The sequence below is a fragment of the Streptomyces cylindrosporus genome (assembly GCF_022698165.1).
Classification (GTDB): Bacteria; Actinomycetota; Actinomycetes; order Streptomycetales; family Streptomycetaceae; genus Streptomyces; species Streptomyces cylindrosporus.
This window is the reverse complement of sequence record NZ_JALDAY010000001.1, coordinates 294,104-309,741: the sequence shown is the minus strand read 5'-3', so window position 1 is coordinate 309,741 and position 15,638 is coordinate 294,104. Positions and strand designations below refer to the sequence as shown.

Sequence of the window (15,638 nt, the reverse complement as noted above, 5' to 3'; positions counted from 1 at the left end):
ATCACACCCCCGGCCCTTCTTCCACAACCGGGTGCTTGATACAAATTCCTCGCGCGTTCCTGTCCGTCGACGGTCGTCGCCCAACCCCCTTTTCCGAGCCGTCTCTTTCGCATGCCCTGGGAACGCCCGTGTTCGCCCCCCGCACCATCGCCTGGCCCCTCGTCGCCCTTTTCACGGCCGGGTACCTCGCCCCGTACCTCCTCCCGACCACCGTCGGCCGCCTGGACTCGGGGCTTCCGCTGACCGCCACCCAGGCGGGTGCCATCGGCAGCGCGCTGCTGCTGAGTTCGGCGGCCGCCGGGTTCGCGCTGGCCTCCCGGGTCGACCCGATCGGCCCCCGCGCCCTCGCCCGCATCGGCCTCGCCCTCGCCGTCCTCGGCTACGGCACCGCCGCGCTGACCGGCAGTGTCTGGATCGTCGTCGCGGGGGCCCTCGTCGGCGGGTTCGGATCCGGTACGGCGACGACGGTGGCCGCGACGGGAATCGCCGCGCAGCCGGATCCGCACCGGACGACCACGCTCGGGCTGCTGGGGGTGTCCGCTCTGGCCGGCGCGGTCTATCTGACCGTCCCCCACCTCGGGGCCGGGCACGGGCAGCCAGTCGCCGCGATCGCCCTGACGGCGCTCGCGGTCTGGCCGCTCACCGGTCGGCTCCCGCTCCGTACGGCGGTTGCGCACATGCCGCTCGACGGCAGCCGGCTCCCCCATCGCCGCTCCGGTCTCGTCCTCGCCGCGGCGATGCTCTGCTGGTCCCTCGTGCAGAACTCGCTGTGGGGTGTCAGCGGGCGTATCGGGCTGGAGCAGGCGCATCTGGCGGAGGCGACCGTTGGTGTGGTCTTCGCGGTGGCGCTCGGGGCGGGGTTGTTCGGCGTGACGGTCGCGGGAGCGGTGGGACCGAGGTTCGGGCGGGCGGTGCCGGTGGGGGCGGGGACGGTGGTCATCGCTGGCTGCATTGTGCTGAGCGCGTCGGCGACCGGGCTTAAGTCCTTCGCGGTCGGGGAGATCGCGTGGAACCTGATCTATCCGGTGGTGCTTTCGTACGTCATCGGGCTGGCCGCTTGTTTGGATCCGCGCGGGCGTTGGGCTGTGCTGGTGGGGTCGGCTTCGTCGCTGGGGACGGCTGCGGGGCCGCTGACCGGGAGTTTGCTGGCGGCTCGGGCTGGGTTTGCCGTGATGGGTGTTGTGTTGGCGGTGGGGTTGGTGGTGATCGCCGTACCTATGACGGTTGTTGCCTTGCGTGCCGGTCGGTGGGGGCTTGTCGCGCAGTTCCCCGCGCCCCTATCGGGGCGCGAGACGGCGCCGGACGTTGCCAAGGCGGCCTAGAACTCGTACGCCTCTACCTCGGCCAAGTAGCGGGAGCGCCGTTCCTCGTCGTCCTCCAGGAAGGATGCGAGGAAGGAGTTGCGGGCCAGTTCCCGGAGGCGGTCCTCCGACAAACCCAAGCTCTTCTGAACGGCCTCGAAGTTGTCTCCCGCGTAACCCCCGAAGTACGCCGGGTCGTCGGAGTTGACCGTGCACATCAAGCCCGCGTCCAGCATTGCCGGCAAGGGGTGGTCGGCGAGGGTGTCGACAGTCCGCAGGCGGACGTTGGAGAGGGGGCACAGGGTCAGCGGGATGCGGTCGCGGGCCAGGCGCTCGACCAGTTCGGGGGACTCCATGCACCTGAGCCCGTGGTCGATCCGTTCGACGCCGAGGACGTCCAGGGCCTCCGTGATGTACTCCGGCGGGCCCTCCTCTCCGGCGTGCGCGACCCGGCGTAGGCCCAGCGCCGCCGCGGCCTCGTACACCTCGCGGAACTTCGCCGGCGGGTGGCCGACCTCGGCGGAGTCGAGGCCGATGCCGGTGATGCGGTCGAGGTGGGGCTTCGCGGCCTCCAGGGTCTCCAGGGCCGACTCGGCGGACTCGTCGCGCAGGAAGCACATGATCAGCCGGGTCGACACGCCGTGGTTCGCCTCGCTGCTCCCCAGCGCGCGCCACAGACCCTCCACCACCGTGGCCATCGCGACGCCCCGTGCGATGTGCGCCTGCGGGTCGAAGAAGATCTCCGCGTGCCGGACGCCCTGCGCGGCGGCGCGGGCGAGGTAGGCGTTCGCCAGGTCCTCGAAGTCCCGCTCGGTGCGCAGGACGGCCATGAGCTCGTAGTACAGGTTCAGGAAGGACTGGAGGCCGTCGAAGTCGTACGCCTTGCGGAGCGCGTCCGTGTCGGCGTACGGCAGCTCCACGTCGTTGCGGGCGGCGAGCTCGAAGGCGAGCTCGGGCTCCAGGGTGCCTTCGATGTGGAGGTGCAGTTCTGCTTTGGGGAGGGGCATCGCAGTATCGTACGGGTGTTTTACAGCCGTTTCGGAACCGGGATGCGGAGCAGGTCGTGCGCGACCGTCAGCTCGCCCTCGAAGCCGGCCGCTCTCGCCTGGCGCTCGAAGTCGTCGGGGTCCGTGTAGCGCTGGCTGAAGTGCGTGAGCACGAGATGCCGTACGCCCGCCTCGCGCGCGACCGTCGCCGCCTGGCCGGCGGTGAGGTGGCCGTGTTCCACCGCGAGGTCGGTGTCCTCGTCGAGGAAGGTCGACTCGATGACGAGCATGTCGCAGCCGTCCGCGAGGGCGTACACGCCGTCGCACAGCCGGGTGTCCATGACGAAGGCGAAGCGCTGGCCGCGGCGGATCTCGCTGACCTCGTCGAGGCGGACGCCGTTCAGCACGCCCTCGCGCTGGATGCGGCCCACGTCCGGGCCCTTGATGCCGTGCGCGGCGAGGCGGTCGGGGAGCATGCGGCGGCCGTCGGGTTCGGTGAGGCCGTAGCCGTAGGACTCGACGGGGTGCGAGAGGCGGTGGGCCTGGAGGGTGTAGGAGGGGGTCACCGCGAGGTCGCCGTCCTTGTCGACGGGGGCCTCCGTGAGGTCGACCGTCTCGCGGTACGCCGTGGCGTGGCGGAGGCGGTCGAAGAAGCGCTGGCCGGACTTCGGGTAGTGGGCGGTGACCTCGTGCGGGACCCGGTCGAGGTTGATGCGCTGGATGACGCCCGCGAGGCCGAGGGAGTGGTCGCCGTGGAAGTGGGTGACGCAGATCCGGTTCAGGTCGTGCGCGGCGACACCGGCGCGGAGCATCTGGCGCTGGGTGCCCTCGCCGGGGTCGAAGAGGATGCCCTCGCCGTCCCAGCGCAGGAGGTAGCCGTTGTGGTTGCGGTGCCGGGTGGGAACCTGGCTGGCTGTGCCGAGGACCACCAACTCGCGTACGGACACGGCGGGTTGCCTATCCGGGAGGCCACTGGAGGCCGCGGCCGCCGAGGACGTGGGCGTGCGCGTGGAAGACGGTCTGGCCCGCGCCGGCGCCGGTGTTGAAGACGATGCGGTAGCTGTCGAGCTTGTCCTCGTCGGCGACGGACTGGGCCTCGCGCAGGACGTCCGCGGCGATCGCCGGCTCGGCGGCGGCGAGGGTCACGGCGTTGGGGTAGTGGACCTTGGGGATCACCAGGACGTGCGTGGGGGCCTGGGGGTTGATGTCCCGGAAGGCGACGGTGGTCTCGGTCTCACGGACGATGGTCGCGGGGATGTGCCCCTCGACGATCTTGCAGAACAGGCAGTCGTCCTGCGGTTCCCCGGCCATGTGGATTCCTCCAGGTGGTTGATCGTCTGTGGGGGCATCGTATCGTCGTCAGGTCGGCACGCCGGGCGGGGTTTTCGCGGGGTTGTTCTCCAGTGCCTCCAGCGCCAGCCGCACCGCCTCGTCCAGCTGGGTGTCCCGGCCCGCCGCGTGGTCCTGCGGCGTCTGGACCACCTCCACGTCCGGCTCCACCCCCCGGTTCTCCACCCCCCACCCGTAACCCTCCAGCCAGATCGCGTACTTGGGCTGGGTGATGAGCGTGCCGTCGACCAGGTGGTAGCGGCTGTCGATGCCGATCACCCCGCCCCAGGTGCGTGTGCCGACCACCGGGCCGATGCCCAGGGCCTTGATCGCCGCGTTGACGATGTCGCCGTCGGAGCCGGACCACTCGTTGGCGACGGCGACCACCGGGCCGCGCGGGGCGTCCTCGGGATAGCTGTACGGGCGCATGCCGCGCGGCACTCCCCAGCCGACGATCCTGCGCGCGAGCTTCTCCACGACGAGCTGGGAGGTGTGGCCGCCCGCGTTCTCCCGGACGTCCACGACCAGGCCCTCGCGGTTCACCTCGACGCGCAGGTCGCGGTGGATCTGGGCCCAGCCGGGGGCCTGCATGTCGGGGACGTGGAGGTAGCCGAGGCGGCCGCCGGAGCGTTCGTGGACGTGGGCGCGGCGGTCGGCGACCCAGGCGTGGTAGCGCAGCGGCGTCTCGTCGGCGACCGGCACGACCACGGCGTGGCGGACGTCGCCGCCGCCGGAGGGCGAGATGGTCAGCTCGACCGGCTTGCCCGCCGTGCCGACGAGGAGCGGGCCGGGGCCGGTGACCGGGTCGACGGGGTGGCCGGCCACCGCGACGATCGCGTCACCGGGGCGGACCGCGACGCCCGGCGCGGCGAGCGGGGAGCGGGCGTCGGGGTCGGAGGTCTCCGCGGGCAGGATGCGGTCGACCCGCCAACTGCCGTCCTCGTGGCGGGAGATGTCCGCGCCGAGCAGGCCCTGCCGGGCACCGTTGCCGTGGCCGCCGTGCGCGACGACGTACGCGTGCGAGGTGCCCAGCTCGCCCTGGACCTCCCAGAGCAGGTCGACGAGGTCGCCGTGGGTGGCGATGCGGTCGAGGACGGGCCGGTAGCGCTCCAGGACGCCGTCCCAGTCGACGCCGCCCATGTCGGGGCGCCAGAAGTGGTCCCGCATGATGCGGCCCGTCTCCTCGTACATCTGCCGCCACTCGGCGGCCGGTTCGACGGTCTGGCGGACCCGGGTGAGGTCGACGGTGACGTTGGTGTCGCTGTCGTCGTCGCCCGAGGCGCGCCGGTCGCTGGGCACGACCTTGAGCCGGCCGTCGGTCATCAGCAGCACCCGCTTGCCGTCGCCGCTGACCTCGAAGTGGTCGGCGTCCGAGGCGAGGTACTCGACGCGCTGCTGGACGAGGTCGTAGCGCTCCAGCTCGGTCTTGGGCTCGGGGGCGTCCGGGGTGGCCCGGGAGGAACCGAGGACGCCGCGCACCGGGTGGCGCAGCCACAGCACGCCGTCCTTGGCGGCGCGCAGGCCGGTGTAGCGGGCGGCCTCGACCGGGAAGGGCACGATCCGGTCGGCGAGGCCTTCGAGGTCGATACGGGTGGCGGGGGTGCCCTCGCTGTCGGGGGTCTCGTCCTTGTCGGGGGCGTCGAAGGGGCGTCCGTGCCGCTGCGGGCCGAAGGGCGAGGGGGTCGTCGCGGCCAGCGTGATCAGGTGCGGGCGGTCGCCGGTCACGAAGGCCAGGTCGAAGACGTGCTCGTCGTAGACCGGGTCGAAGGAGCGGCTGGAGAGGAAGGCGAGGTGCTTTCCGTCGAGGGTGAAGGCGGGGTCGTAGTCCTGGAAGCGCAGCGGGGTGGCCTCGGTGACGGAGAGGTCGGTGGTGTTGGCGAGGCGGAGCTGGCACAGGGGGCGCGGGCCGGGGTGGGACCAGGCGAGCCACGCCGAGTCGGGTGAGAAGGCGAGGCCGGAGACCTCGCCGTCGGCGCTGCGGTCGACCTCGCGGACCTCGCCGGACTCGCGCTCGACGAGCAGCAGCCGTCCGTCGTGCGAGGCGACGGCGGTACGGCTGCCGTCCGGGGCGACCTGGAGCTCCAGCACCCGGCCGAGCTGCCCGGCGGCGATCCGGCGCGGCCGGGATCCCGGCGCGAGCCCGGTGGCCGGGGCGAACTCCAGGGCGTCGTCGCCCTCGGCGTCCGTCACCCACACCACCCACTCCTCGCCCTCGACCCGGAAGGTGCGCGGCAGCCGGGCCCGTACCCCGGGTTCGGCGGCGAGGGCGCGGGCGGGGCCGGAGCGGTGGGTGATCCAGTGGACGGCGCCGCGCACCTCGATGGCGCTGCCGCGCGCGGTGCGGTCGGGCGCGGCCGACTCCAGGCGCCGGGCGGCGTTCACCGGGAACGGCTGAAGTCCCGGGCGCGGCCCGCCGAGCCGGACGTCCAGGCGGCGCGGCTCGGCCCCGTCGAGGTCGTCAAGCAGCCACAGCTCACCGGCGGCCGAGTACACGACACGGGTGCCGTCACCGGCGGCCTGGCGGGCGTAGAAGCCGTCGAGGGGGGTGTGCCGCCGTAGATCCGAACCGTCGGCGAGGGAGGAGTACAGCGCGCCGGTGCCCTCGTGGTCGGAGAGAAAGGCGATCCGCTCCCCCGCCCACACCGGGTGCTCGATGTTCCCGTCGAGCCCCTCATGCAGGCGTACGAACTCCCCGTCCCCCTCCCGGTCGATCCACAGCTTGCCCGCCGTACCGCCCTTGTACCGCTTCCACCAGGCGGCCTCGGACTGCATCGGCACGGTGACGAGGACCGTGTGCGGGCCGTGGGCGACACCGCCGACCGGGCCGTACGGGAGGGTGGTGGCGGGGCCGCCGTCGAGGGGGACGGCGTAGGCCCAGGTGCGGCGCGAGCCGGCTCTGCCGTGGGCGCTGGTGACCAGGACCTGTCCGTCCGGGGTCCAGCCGCGCACCCGGGCGCCCCAGCCGCCCCAGTACGTCAGACGTCTGCTGGGTCCGCCGTCCACGGGCGCCACGTGCACCTCGGCGGCGCCATCGCGGGTGGAGCTCCAGGCGACGGTGGTGCCGTCGGGCGAGATGCGGGGCTGGTTGACCGGTACGTGGTCCGCGCTGACCCGCCGGGCCCAGCCGCCGTCGAGCGGGGCGAGCCACACGTCGTCCTCGGCGGTGAAGGCCACCAACTCGCCGTGCACATGCGGGAAGCGGAGATACGCCGAAGCTGTGGGCTGCGTCACGCGATCACCCTATGCAGCGGTGGCGTCGCGGGTCGGCGGTTCTGATCACTTGCCCTCGACGGGCCAGCACTTCGGGTCGCCCTTGCACCAGATGGTCCTGGTGACGGTCACCGTGACGGTGGGCCCGGGCTGCTGTCCGTTGCCATTGCTCGGGTTGGAGATCGGCGAGGGGGTCGCGTTGCAGTTGCCCAGCCCACTGACATGGAACCAGGTCTTCCCGCCGACCTTGGCGGTGAGATCCCCCCGCACACACGCACCGTCGACAGCCCGCGTGACCTTCCCGGTGACGGTGATCTCCTTGCCGTCCTTGGTCTGCCCCTGGCAGTCCACATCGGCGACGGTGGTCTCACTCGCCGAGGGCGTCGACTTCCCCGGCGTATAGGCCTTGTTGTTGTTCCCGTAGTTGGCGGTACAGCTGAGCCACTGCACGTCGACGTGCTGGTTCTCCAGCTCCTTGGTCGCGGTCTGGTCGGTCGTGTACGCCACGGCCGCGGAACTCATCCCGGCCGGATCACACGCGACGACCCCACCTACGGCGATCACCGCAAGCCCCGCCACCGCCGCGACCCTCGCTGCCCGCGGCCGACGCCAAAGCTGCCTCAACGCCCCCATGAAGGGCAGCCTGCCACCGAGTCCGCGCCGGCGGTAGAGCGCATACGGTCACGAAAGCGCCCCGGAAAGGCCCCCTCACCCCCGCAGCAGCAACCACTCCTGCAACTCCACCAAGTTGCCCTCGGGATCCTTGAGATGGGCCACCCGCATCCGGTCCGTCATGGGCGCGGGGCCCTGCAGCAGGATCGCCCCGCGTCCGGTGATCTGCTCGCAGTAGGTGTCCAGGTCGTCGACCCGCAGCACCACCAGCGACCGGTGTCCGGTGGCCGTGTCGCCCAACTCGCCCAGCACCTCGGCCATCATCGCGCGGTCCTGCAGGGCGATGCCCGCCGAGCCGGTGGCCGGGCTGAACTTCTCGTACGGCCCCTCGGTCGCGCCCGACTGCGGCTTGAGGCCCAGCGTCTCGGCGTAGAAGCGGTAGCAGGCGGCGAAGTCGCTCACGAGGAGCCGGACCTGGGCGAGTTCCACGGTTGTTTCCCCTGTCGTCAGGACCAGCGGCCGGTACGGCCCAGGAGCAGGGCCGCGGCGGCGGTCCCGGCGGTCGATGTACGCATCACGGTAGGCCCCATCACATAGGCCTTCGCGCCCGCCTCCTCGAAGAGCGCCAACTCGTCCTTCGCGACGCCCCCTTCGGGCCCCACGACCAGCACGATCTCGCCCTGGGCGGGGAGTTCGGCGGTGGCCAGGGAGGTACTCGCGTGCTCGAAGTCCGAGTGGAGTACGGCGGCGAAGTCGGCTTTGGCGAGAAGTGCGGCAACCTGCTTGGTCGTTGCCGCGTCCGCGACCTCCGGGAAGCGCACCCGGCGGGACTGCTTGCCGGCCTCCCGGGCCGTCGCCCGCCACTTGCCGAGCGCCTTCAGTCCCCGCTCGCCCTTCCACTGGGTGATGCAACGGGCCGCCTGCCAGGGCACGATGCCGTCGACGCCGACCTCGGTCATGGTCTCCACGGCGAGTTCGCCCCGGTCACCCTTGGGCAGCGCCTGCACGACGGTGATCCGGGGCGCGGGTTCCGGTTCCTCGGTCACCGGCCCCGGACGGACGGTCAGCCGGTCCTTGCCCTCGGCCGCGAGCACCTCGCACTCCGCCCAGCGCCCGGCGCCGTCGGTGAGCACGACCGTCTCGCCGGGCTGGAGCCGCTTCACGGAGACGGCGTGCCGCCCCTCGGGCCCGTCGAGCACGAACTCGCCGCCCGTGTCCGCGAGTTGGTCGACGACGAACACCGGCGCGGTCATCGCAGGTCCCCCTTGCCCGACAACGCTGTCCTGGCCGCGTCGAGTTCGGCGGCCAGTACCTCGACGAGCTGACCGGCGGGCAGCTCACGGGCCATGCGGTGGCCCTGCCCGGCCCACAGCGCCATGCCCTGCGCGTCGCCCGCCGTGGCGGCCTTCTTGCGCAGCGGCGAGGTGATGTGGTGGACCTCGGGATAGGCGGCGGGCGCGTACGGACCGTGCTCGCGCATGAAGCGGTTGACCAGGCCGCGGGCCGGGCGGCCGGAGAAGGCGCGGGTCAACTCCGTACGTGTGAACAGGGGGTTGGTCAGCGCCTGCTTGTGGACCGCGTCGGCGCCGGACTCGGGGGTGGCGAGGAACGCGGTGCCGAGCTGGGCCGCGGTCGCGCCGGCGGCGAGGGCGGCGGCTATCTGCGAGCCGCGCATGATGCCGCCGGCGGCGACGATCGGCAGGTTCACGGTCTCGCGGACCTGTGCGATGAGGGACAGCAGGCCGATGCCGGAGCCGTCGTTCTCGGGTACGTCCCGGTGGGTGCCCTGGTGGCCGCCGGCCTCCACGCCCTGCGCGATCACCGCGTCGGCGCCGGCCCGCTCCACGGCGAGGGCCTCCTCGGGGGTGGTCGCGGTGACCAGGGTGAACGTCCCGACGCGGCGCAGGGACTCCAGGACCTCGCTGCTCGGGACGCCGAAGTGGAAGGAGACGATCGGCACCGGGTTGTCGAGGAGTACGGCGAGCTTGGCGTCGTAGCCGTCGTCGCGGCCGCTGTCCGGGTCGCCGAGCTCGGTCTCGTACCAGGCGGCCTCGCCGGCCAGCTGGTGCGTGTAGATCTCCACCGCGCCCCGGTCCGCGTACTCGGGCTGCGGCATGAAGAGGTTCACGCCGAAGGGGCGGGTCATGAGCCCGCGGAGCTGCTTGATCTCCTGGTACATACCGTCGGCCGTCTTGTACCCGGCCGCCAGGAACCCCAGCCCGCCGGCCTCGGACACGGCCTGGGCCAGATGCGGCACGGAGACGCCGCCCGCCATGGGGGCCTGCACGATCGGATGCGGAAAGAGATCGGTCAGAGCGGAGGACATGACCGCATGTTGTCACGTCCTCCGAACAAGTCCGAATCGGGCCGCCCCCATGGCCTGGACCACAGGGACGGGTGCGAATCAGCGACCGTTGAACGCGTCCTTCAGCCGCGAGAACAACCCCTGCTGCCCCGGCTGGAACTGCCCCTGCGGGCGCTCCTCGCCGCGCAGCTTGGCCAGTTCGCGCAGGAGCCTCTCCTGGTCCGGGTCCAGCTTGTTCGGGGTCTGGACCTCGACGTGGACCACCAGGTCGCCCCGGCCGCCGCCGCGCAGATGCGTGACGCCCCTGCCGTGCAGCGGGATCGACTGGCCGGACTGGGTGCCGGGCCGGATGTCGACCTCCTCCAGGCCGTCCAGGGTCTCCAGCGGGACCTTCGTGCCGAGGGCCGCCGCCGTCATCGGGATCGTCACCGTGCAGTGCAGGTCGTCGCCGCGCCGCTGGAACGTGGAGTGCGGCAGCTCGTGGATCTCGACGTACAGGTCACCGGCGGGACCGCCGCCCGGCCCGACCTCGCCCTCACCGGCGAGCTGGATCCGCGTGCCGTTGTCCACACCGGCCGGGATCTTCACCGTGAGCGTGCGGCGCGAGCGGATACGGCCGTCGCCGGCGCACTCGGGACACGGCGTCGGGACGACCGTGCCGAAGCCCTGGCACTGCGGGCACGGCCGCGAGGTCATGACCTGGCCCAGGAAGGACCGCGTCACCTGCGACACCTCACCGCGGCCGCGGCACATGTCACAGGTCTGCGCGGAGGTCCCCGGCGCCGCCCCCTCGCCGTTGCAGGTGTTGCAGACGATCGCCGTGTCGACCTGGATGTCCTTGGTCGTGCCGAAGGCCGCCTCGTCGAGCTCGACCTCCAGCCGGATCATCGCGTCCTGGCCCCGGCGCGTGCGCGAACGCGGGCCACGCTGCGACGCCGTACCGAAGAAGGCGTCCATGATGTCCGAGAAGTTCCCGAAGCCACCGGCGCCGAAGCCGCCCGCGCCTGCGCCGCCCGCCTGCGAGAGGGGGTCGCCGCCGAGGTCGTAGACCTGCTTCTTCTGCGGGTCCGAGAGCACCTCGTAAGCGGCGTTGATCTCCTTGAACCGCTCCTGGGTCTTCGGATCCGGGTTGACGTCCGGGTGCAGCTCGCGGGCGAGCCGACGGAACGCCTTCTTGATCTCATCCTGCGACGCGTCGCGGCGCACGCCGAGAACGGCGTAATAGTCCGTGGCCACTTACGACTCCGCCAGGATCTGTCCGACGTACCGTGCCACTGCGCGTACCGCTCCCATCGTTCCCGGGTAATCCATGCGGGTCGGTCCGACCACGCCTAGCTTGGCGACTGCCTCGCCGCCCGAACCGTAGCCGACCGACACCACGGAAGTGGAGTTGAGTCCCTCATACGCGTTCTCATGACCAATACGTACGGTCATGCCCGAATCCCCGGCCTCGCCAAGGAGTTTGAGGAGCACCACATGCTCCTCCAGCGCTTCGAGGACCGGTCGGATGGTGAGGGGAAAGTCATGCGGGAAGCGGGTCAGATTGGCGGTGCCGCCGATCATCAGCCGCTCCTCGTTCTCCTCGACGAGGGTCTCCAGGAGAGTGGAGAGCACCGCCTGGACCGTGCCCCGGTCCTCGACGTCGAAACCCTCCGGGAGGTCCTCCACCAGCCGCGGCACGTCCGAGAAACGGCGTCCCGCGACCCTGCTGTTCAGCCGCGCCCGCAGATCGGCGAGCGAGGTCTCGCCGAAGGGCGCCGGGCAGTCGACCATGCGCTGCTCGACCCGCCCGGTGTCCGTGATCAGCACGAGCATCACGCGCGCGGGGGCGAGCGAGAGCAGCTCCACGTGCCGCACGGTCGAGCGGGTGAGCGAGGGGTACTGCACGACGGCGACCTGGCGGGTGAGCTGCGCGAGCAGCCGTACGGTCCGCGCGACCACGTCGTCGAGGTCGACGGCGCCCTCGAGGAAGTTCTGGATCGCGCGCCGCTCGGGTGCGGTCATCGGCTTGACGCCGGCGAGCTTGTCGACGAACAGCCGGTAGCCCTTGTCGGTGGGGATGCGCCCGGCGCTGGTGTGCGGCTGGGCGATGAACCCCTCGTCCTCCAGGGCGGCCATGTCGTTGCGCACCGTCGCCGGGGACACCCCGAGGTTGTGCCGCTCGGTCAGGGCCTTGGAGCCGACGGGCTCCTCGGTCCCCACGTAGTCCTGGACGATGGCGCGCAGCACCTGGAGCCGTCGTTCACTCAGCATCGCGCACACCTCCAGATGTCGTCCCCTGTGTTCCCGCCTGGCACTCTGTCCGTCCGAGTGCCAGCCGTTACCGGCCAGTGTACGGCGGTGGGGTACACCCGGGGCAAGGTCGACCCCTGTTGAACGGGTCGTACCGCTAGCGTCGCCGTATGACGGTGACTTGGGAAGAGTTCGGGTGGGAGCGGGTGGCGGGCGGGGTCGGGCGGTGTCGGCTTCCGGGGTGGGACTGTACGACGGGGCTGGTCGTCGGGGGCGGCACGGCGCTGGTGATCGACTCGGGGTCGAGCCTGGCGGAGGGCGCGCTGCTGCGCACCCAGGCCGCGGCGCTCGCCGGTCACCCTGTGACCCATCTCGCGCTCACCCACCCCCACTTCGACCATGTCCTCGGCACGGCCGCGTTCGAGGGCGCGGAGGTGTACGGCGCGGTGGGCATCGAGACGGTGCTGGGCACCCGGCACGCGCGCCAGGAGCTGCGGGCGGACGCGGTCTCCCAGGGCCTGGACGCGCAGGCGGCGGACGAGGCGACGGCCGCCCTCGTCCCGCCCCGGCACCACGTCTCCGGCGAGTGGACCCTGGACCTGGGCGGCGGCCGGCAGGTGCTGCTGGCGAACGTCGGCCCGGGCCACACGGCCCACGACCTCGCCGTCCTCGTCCCCGGCTCCCCGGAGGTGGTCTTCTGCGGCGACCTGGTCGAGGAGTCCGGCGAACCGCAGGCGGGCCCGGACGCCGTGCCGTCCCACTGGCCGGCCGCCCTGGACCGGCTGCTGGACCTGGGCGGCGAGGACGCGCTGTACGTGCCCGGTCACGGAGCGGTGGTGGACGCGGCGTTCGTACGCGCCCAGCGCGACACCCTCGCGGCCCGTTTCGGCGTGTCGCGCTAGGCGGGGGCCCGCTTCTCCTATCGTCATCCGAATGCGCCAGTACTCCGCCGACCTGACCCCTCCCTGGAAGAAGCCGAAGCCCGTCCCCGAGATCGCGGCGGAGCCCGGTCTGGTGGTGGAGGAGCCCGGCACCGGTTTCTGCGGGGCGGTGATCCGCTGCGAGGCGGGCACGGTGACCCTGGAGGACCGCTTCGGCAAGCACCGCGTGTTCCCGCTGGAACCCCGCGGCTTCCTCCTGGAGGGCCGGGTGGTGACGCTCGTACGCCCCACCGGTCAGGCGCCTGTACGACCATCCCGTACCGCGTCCGGCTCGGTGGCCGTCCCCGGCGCACGCGCGCGCGTGGCCCGCGCCGGCCGCATCTACGTCGAGGGCCGCCACGACGCCGAGCTGGTCGAGAAGGTCTGGGGCGACGACCTGCGCATCGAGGGCGTGGTGGTGGAGTACCTGGAGGGCGTGGACGACCTCCCGTCGATCGTCGCCGACTTCGCCCCGGGCCCGGACGCGCGGCTGGGCGTCCTGGTGGACCACCTGGTGCCCGGCACGAAGGAGTGGCGCATCGCGGAGTCGGTGACGAGCGAGCACGCGCTGGTGGTGGGCCACCCGTACATCGACATCTGGGAGGCGGTGAAGCCGTCGTCCGTCGGGATCGAGGCGTGGCCGCGCGTCCCGCACGGGCAGGACTGGAAGACGGGCGTGTGCAAGGCGCTGGGCTGGCCCTCGGACAACACGGGCGCGGTGTGGCAGGCGATCCTGAAACGGGTGGGGTCTTACAAGGACCTTGAGCCGGAGCTGCTGGGGCGGGTGGAGGAACTGATCGACTTCGTCACGGGTAGCGGTGGGGCCTGACCTTCTCGTAGGACTCGAATTCACTTGTGTCCAGTTCGATGCCAACGGGTTCCAGCGGCGTGATGTCACCGAACTTGGTGATCCGCTGGCACCGATAGTCCGCGTCCTCTCCCTCGCCTGTCGGCTCAGTGAGCAGAACGCACTGGGCCATGACAGGGTCGATGATCAAGTAGGCGGGCACTTTGGCTGCCGCGTAGATTGAGCGCTTGACTACGTAGTCGCGGTCCACGCTCGTCTTGGAGACCACCTCTACCAGCATGGTGATGACCTGTGACGGCATCAACCTGCCGTGCCCCGGTCCGGCACCTCGCTCCACCACCACAAGGTCCGGCTGCGGCTCGCTGGTCTCTTCCAGCATGGCGATGTCCTGAGTCTGAAGCCGCCGCCAGCGCTGCCGGGGAATCTGGTCCTGGATCGCCTCCACGATGTCGTTGTGGGCGACGTCGGGCCCCGCCATCATCACGATTACCCCCCGGAGGAGCTCGACTTTGAAGCCCTCGGGAACCTCAAGGTTCTCGAAGATCTTCACGATGTTGGTGGTCGTCGGTCGGTCGTCCACAGCGGTCATCTCCGCGGCCCTCCGGTTTCCGCCACCGTGTCAGTACGGCGGCAGCCTACGAACCAGGTTAGGGACCGAACCGACGTTCCGCACCGATTCACTCGCCCGAGTGATCAGTCCACCAGGTCCCGCACCACCGCGTCCGCCAGCAGCCGCCCGCGCAGCGTCAGCACCGCCCGGCCCTCCTCGTAGGGGCCCTGTTGCAGCAGCTCGTCCGCGAGCGCCCGGCGGGCGGCCTTCAGGCCCTCCTCGCGCAGGAGCGACAGTGGTACCCCCTCGCGCAGCCTCAGCTCCAGCAGGATCCGTTCCACTCGCCGGTCCTCGTCGGACAGGAGCTCCCGGCCCGCGCCCGGCGACTTCCCCGCCGCCAGGGCCGCCGCGTACGCGCCCGGGTGCTTCACGTTCCACCAGCGCACCCCGCCGACGTGGGAGTGCGCGCCCGGGCCCGCGCCCCACCAGTCGGCGCCCCGCCAGTACAGCTCGTTGTGCAGGCAGCGGGCCGCTTCCGAGGTGGCCCAGTTGGAGACCTCGTACCAGTCGAAGCCGGCCGCGGACAGGACGTCCTCCGCGATCAGGTAACGGTCGGCGTGGACGTCGTCGTCGGTCATCGGGACCTCGCCCCGGCGGATCCGGCGGGCCAGCTGCGTGCCCTCCTCGACGATCAGGGCGTATGCCGAGACGTGGTCCGGGCCCGCGCCGATCGCCGCCTCCAGCGACGCCCGCCAGTCGTCGTCCGACTCCCCCGGCGTGCCGTAGATCAGGTCGAGGTTGACGTGCTCGAAGCCGGCCGCCCTCGCCTCCGTCACGCAGGCCTCCGGGCGGCCCGGGGTGTGGGTGCGGTCCAGGATCTTCAGTACGTGCTGTTTCGCGCTCTGCATGCCGAAGGAGATCCGGTTGAAGCCGCCCTGCCGCAGCACGGACAGGTACGCCGGGTCCACCGACTCCGGGTTCGCCTCCGTGGTGACCTCGGCGTCCGGCGCGAGGCCGAACTCGTCGCGGATCGCGCCCAGCATCCGTACGAGATCACCGGCGGCCAGCAGGGTCGGCGTACCGCCGCCGACGAACACGGTCCGCACCTCGCGCGGGTCGTCGCCCAGGACCTTGCGGGCCAGGCGGATCTCGTCGATCAGGGTGTCCGCGTAGTTCTCCCGGGAGGCGAGGACACCGCCCGTGCCGCGCAGCTCGGTCGCGGTGTAGGTGTTGAAGTCGCAGTAGCCGCAGCGGGTCGCGCAGTACGGGACGTGCAGGTAGAAGCCGAGGGGGCGGGTGGCCGACCCGGTGAGCGCGGACGGGGGCAGTGCGCCGTCGGCGGGGACCGGCTCGCCGTCGGGGAGTGCGGAGGGCATGCCCTCCAT

15 protein-coding genes are annotated in these 15,638 nt (G+C 71.7%); 3 read left to right on the top strand and 12 right to left on the bottom strand.

Annotation, left to right across the window (positions count from 1 at the left end; genetic code table 11):
• Positions 1–128: 128 nt before the first annotated feature.
• Positions 129–1,322, top strand: a complete 1,194-nt coding sequence (locus MQP27_RS01300; protein WP_242759473.1) for an MFS transporter — start codon at positions 129–131, stop codon at positions 1,320–1,322.
• Here the strand turns inward: MQP27_RS01300 and MQP27_RS01295 are convergent.
• The 10 genes from MQP27_RS01295 to hrcA form a co-directional block, all read right to left on the bottom strand.
• Positions 1,319–2,308, bottom strand: coding sequence for an adenosine deaminase (locus MQP27_RS01295; RefSeq protein WP_242759470.1), 990 nt, complete (start codon positions 2,306–2,308; stop codon positions 1,319–1,321). The two genes, MQP27_RS01300 and MQP27_RS01295, sit on opposite strands and share 4 nt — an antisense overlap.
• Positions 2,309–2,328: 20 nt before the next feature.
• Positions 2,329–3,234 (bottom strand): ribonuclease Z, encoded by a 906-nt coding sequence (locus MQP27_RS01290; RefSeq protein WP_242759466.1) that lies wholly within the window; start codon positions 3,232–3,234, stop codon positions 2,329–2,331.
• Between the two features lie 10 nt (positions 3,235–3,244).
• The gene (locus tag MQP27_RS01285; protein WP_242759463.1) at positions 3,245–3,598 is read right to left on the bottom strand and encodes a histidine triad nucleotide-binding protein; all 354 of its coding nucleotides are present in this window, start codon (positions 3,596–3,598) and stop codon (positions 3,245–3,247) included.
• Positions 3,599–3,646: 48 nt separating this feature from the next.
• Complete coding sequence (locus MQP27_RS01280; protein ID WP_242759461.1) at positions 3,647–6,847, bottom strand: S41 family peptidase; 3,201 nt, start codon at positions 6,845–6,847, stop codon at positions 3,647–3,649.
• Between the two features lie 45 nt (positions 6,848–6,892).
• The gene (locus MQP27_RS01275) at positions 6,893–7,459 is read right to left on the bottom strand and encodes a hypothetical protein (protein ID WP_242759458.1); all 567 of its coding nucleotides are present in this window, start codon (positions 7,457–7,459) and stop codon (positions 6,893–6,895) included.
• 75 nt (positions 7,460–7,534) lie between these two features.
• The gene (locus tag MQP27_RS01270) at positions 7,535–7,927 is read right to left on the bottom strand and encodes a VOC family protein (RefSeq protein ID WP_242759455.1); all 393 of its coding nucleotides are present in this window, start codon (positions 7,925–7,927) and stop codon (positions 7,535–7,537) included.
• A 17-nt stretch (positions 7,928–7,944) separates the two neighbouring features.
• Positions 7,945–8,691 (bottom strand): 16S rRNA (uracil(1498)-N(3))-methyltransferase, encoded by a 747-nt coding sequence (locus MQP27_RS01265; RefSeq protein ID WP_242759453.1) that lies wholly within the window; start codon positions 8,689–8,691, stop codon positions 7,945–7,947.
• Positions 8,688–9,764: a nitronate monooxygenase gene (locus MQP27_RS01260; RefSeq protein WP_242759451.1), complete on the bottom strand. Its 1,077-nt coding sequence runs from the start codon at positions 9,762–9,764 to the stop codon at positions 8,688–8,690. Before MQP27_RS01260 ends, MQP27_RS01265 begins: the two co-directional genes overlap by 4 nt.
• A gap of 78 nt (positions 9,765–9,842) precedes the next feature.
• The gene (gene dnaJ / locus MQP27_RS01255; protein WP_242759449.1) at positions 9,843–10,979 is read right to left on the bottom strand and encodes a molecular chaperone DnaJ; all 1,137 of its coding nucleotides are present in this window, start codon (positions 10,977–10,979) and stop codon (positions 9,843–9,845) included.
• Positions 10,980–11,996: a heat-inducible transcriptional repressor HrcA gene (gene hrcA / locus MQP27_RS01250; protein WP_242759447.1), complete on the bottom strand. Its 1,017-nt coding sequence runs from the start codon at positions 11,994–11,996 to the stop codon at positions 10,980–10,982.
• A gap of 149 nt (positions 11,997–12,145) precedes the next feature.
• Here hrcA and MQP27_RS01245 point away from each other — a divergent pair, with 149 nt between their 5' ends.
• Positions 12,146–12,877: an MBL fold metallo-hydrolase gene (locus tag MQP27_RS01245; protein WP_242759445.1), complete on the top strand. Its 732-nt coding sequence runs from the start codon at positions 12,146–12,148 to the stop codon at positions 12,875–12,877.
• Positions 12,878–12,908: 31 nt separating this feature from the next.
• Entirely contained in the window at positions 12,909–13,724 is an 816-nt protein-coding gene (locus MQP27_RS01240) for a DUF3097 domain-containing protein (protein WP_242759443.1), read from the top strand.
• Here the strand turns inward: MQP27_RS01240 and MQP27_RS01235 are convergent.
• Positions 13,702–14,292, bottom strand: a complete 591-nt coding sequence (locus MQP27_RS01235; RefSeq protein WP_242759441.1) for a Uma2 family endonuclease — start codon at positions 14,290–14,292, stop codon at positions 13,702–13,704. The two genes, MQP27_RS01240 and MQP27_RS01235, sit on opposite strands and share 23 nt — an antisense overlap.
• A gap of 104 nt (positions 14,293–14,396) precedes the next feature.
• Positions 14,397–15,629, bottom strand: a complete 1,233-nt coding sequence (gene hemW, locus MQP27_RS01230; RefSeq protein ID WP_242759431.1) for a radical SAM family heme chaperone HemW — start codon at positions 15,627–15,629, stop codon at positions 14,397–14,399.
• Positions 15,630–15,638 lie beyond the last annotated feature (9 nt).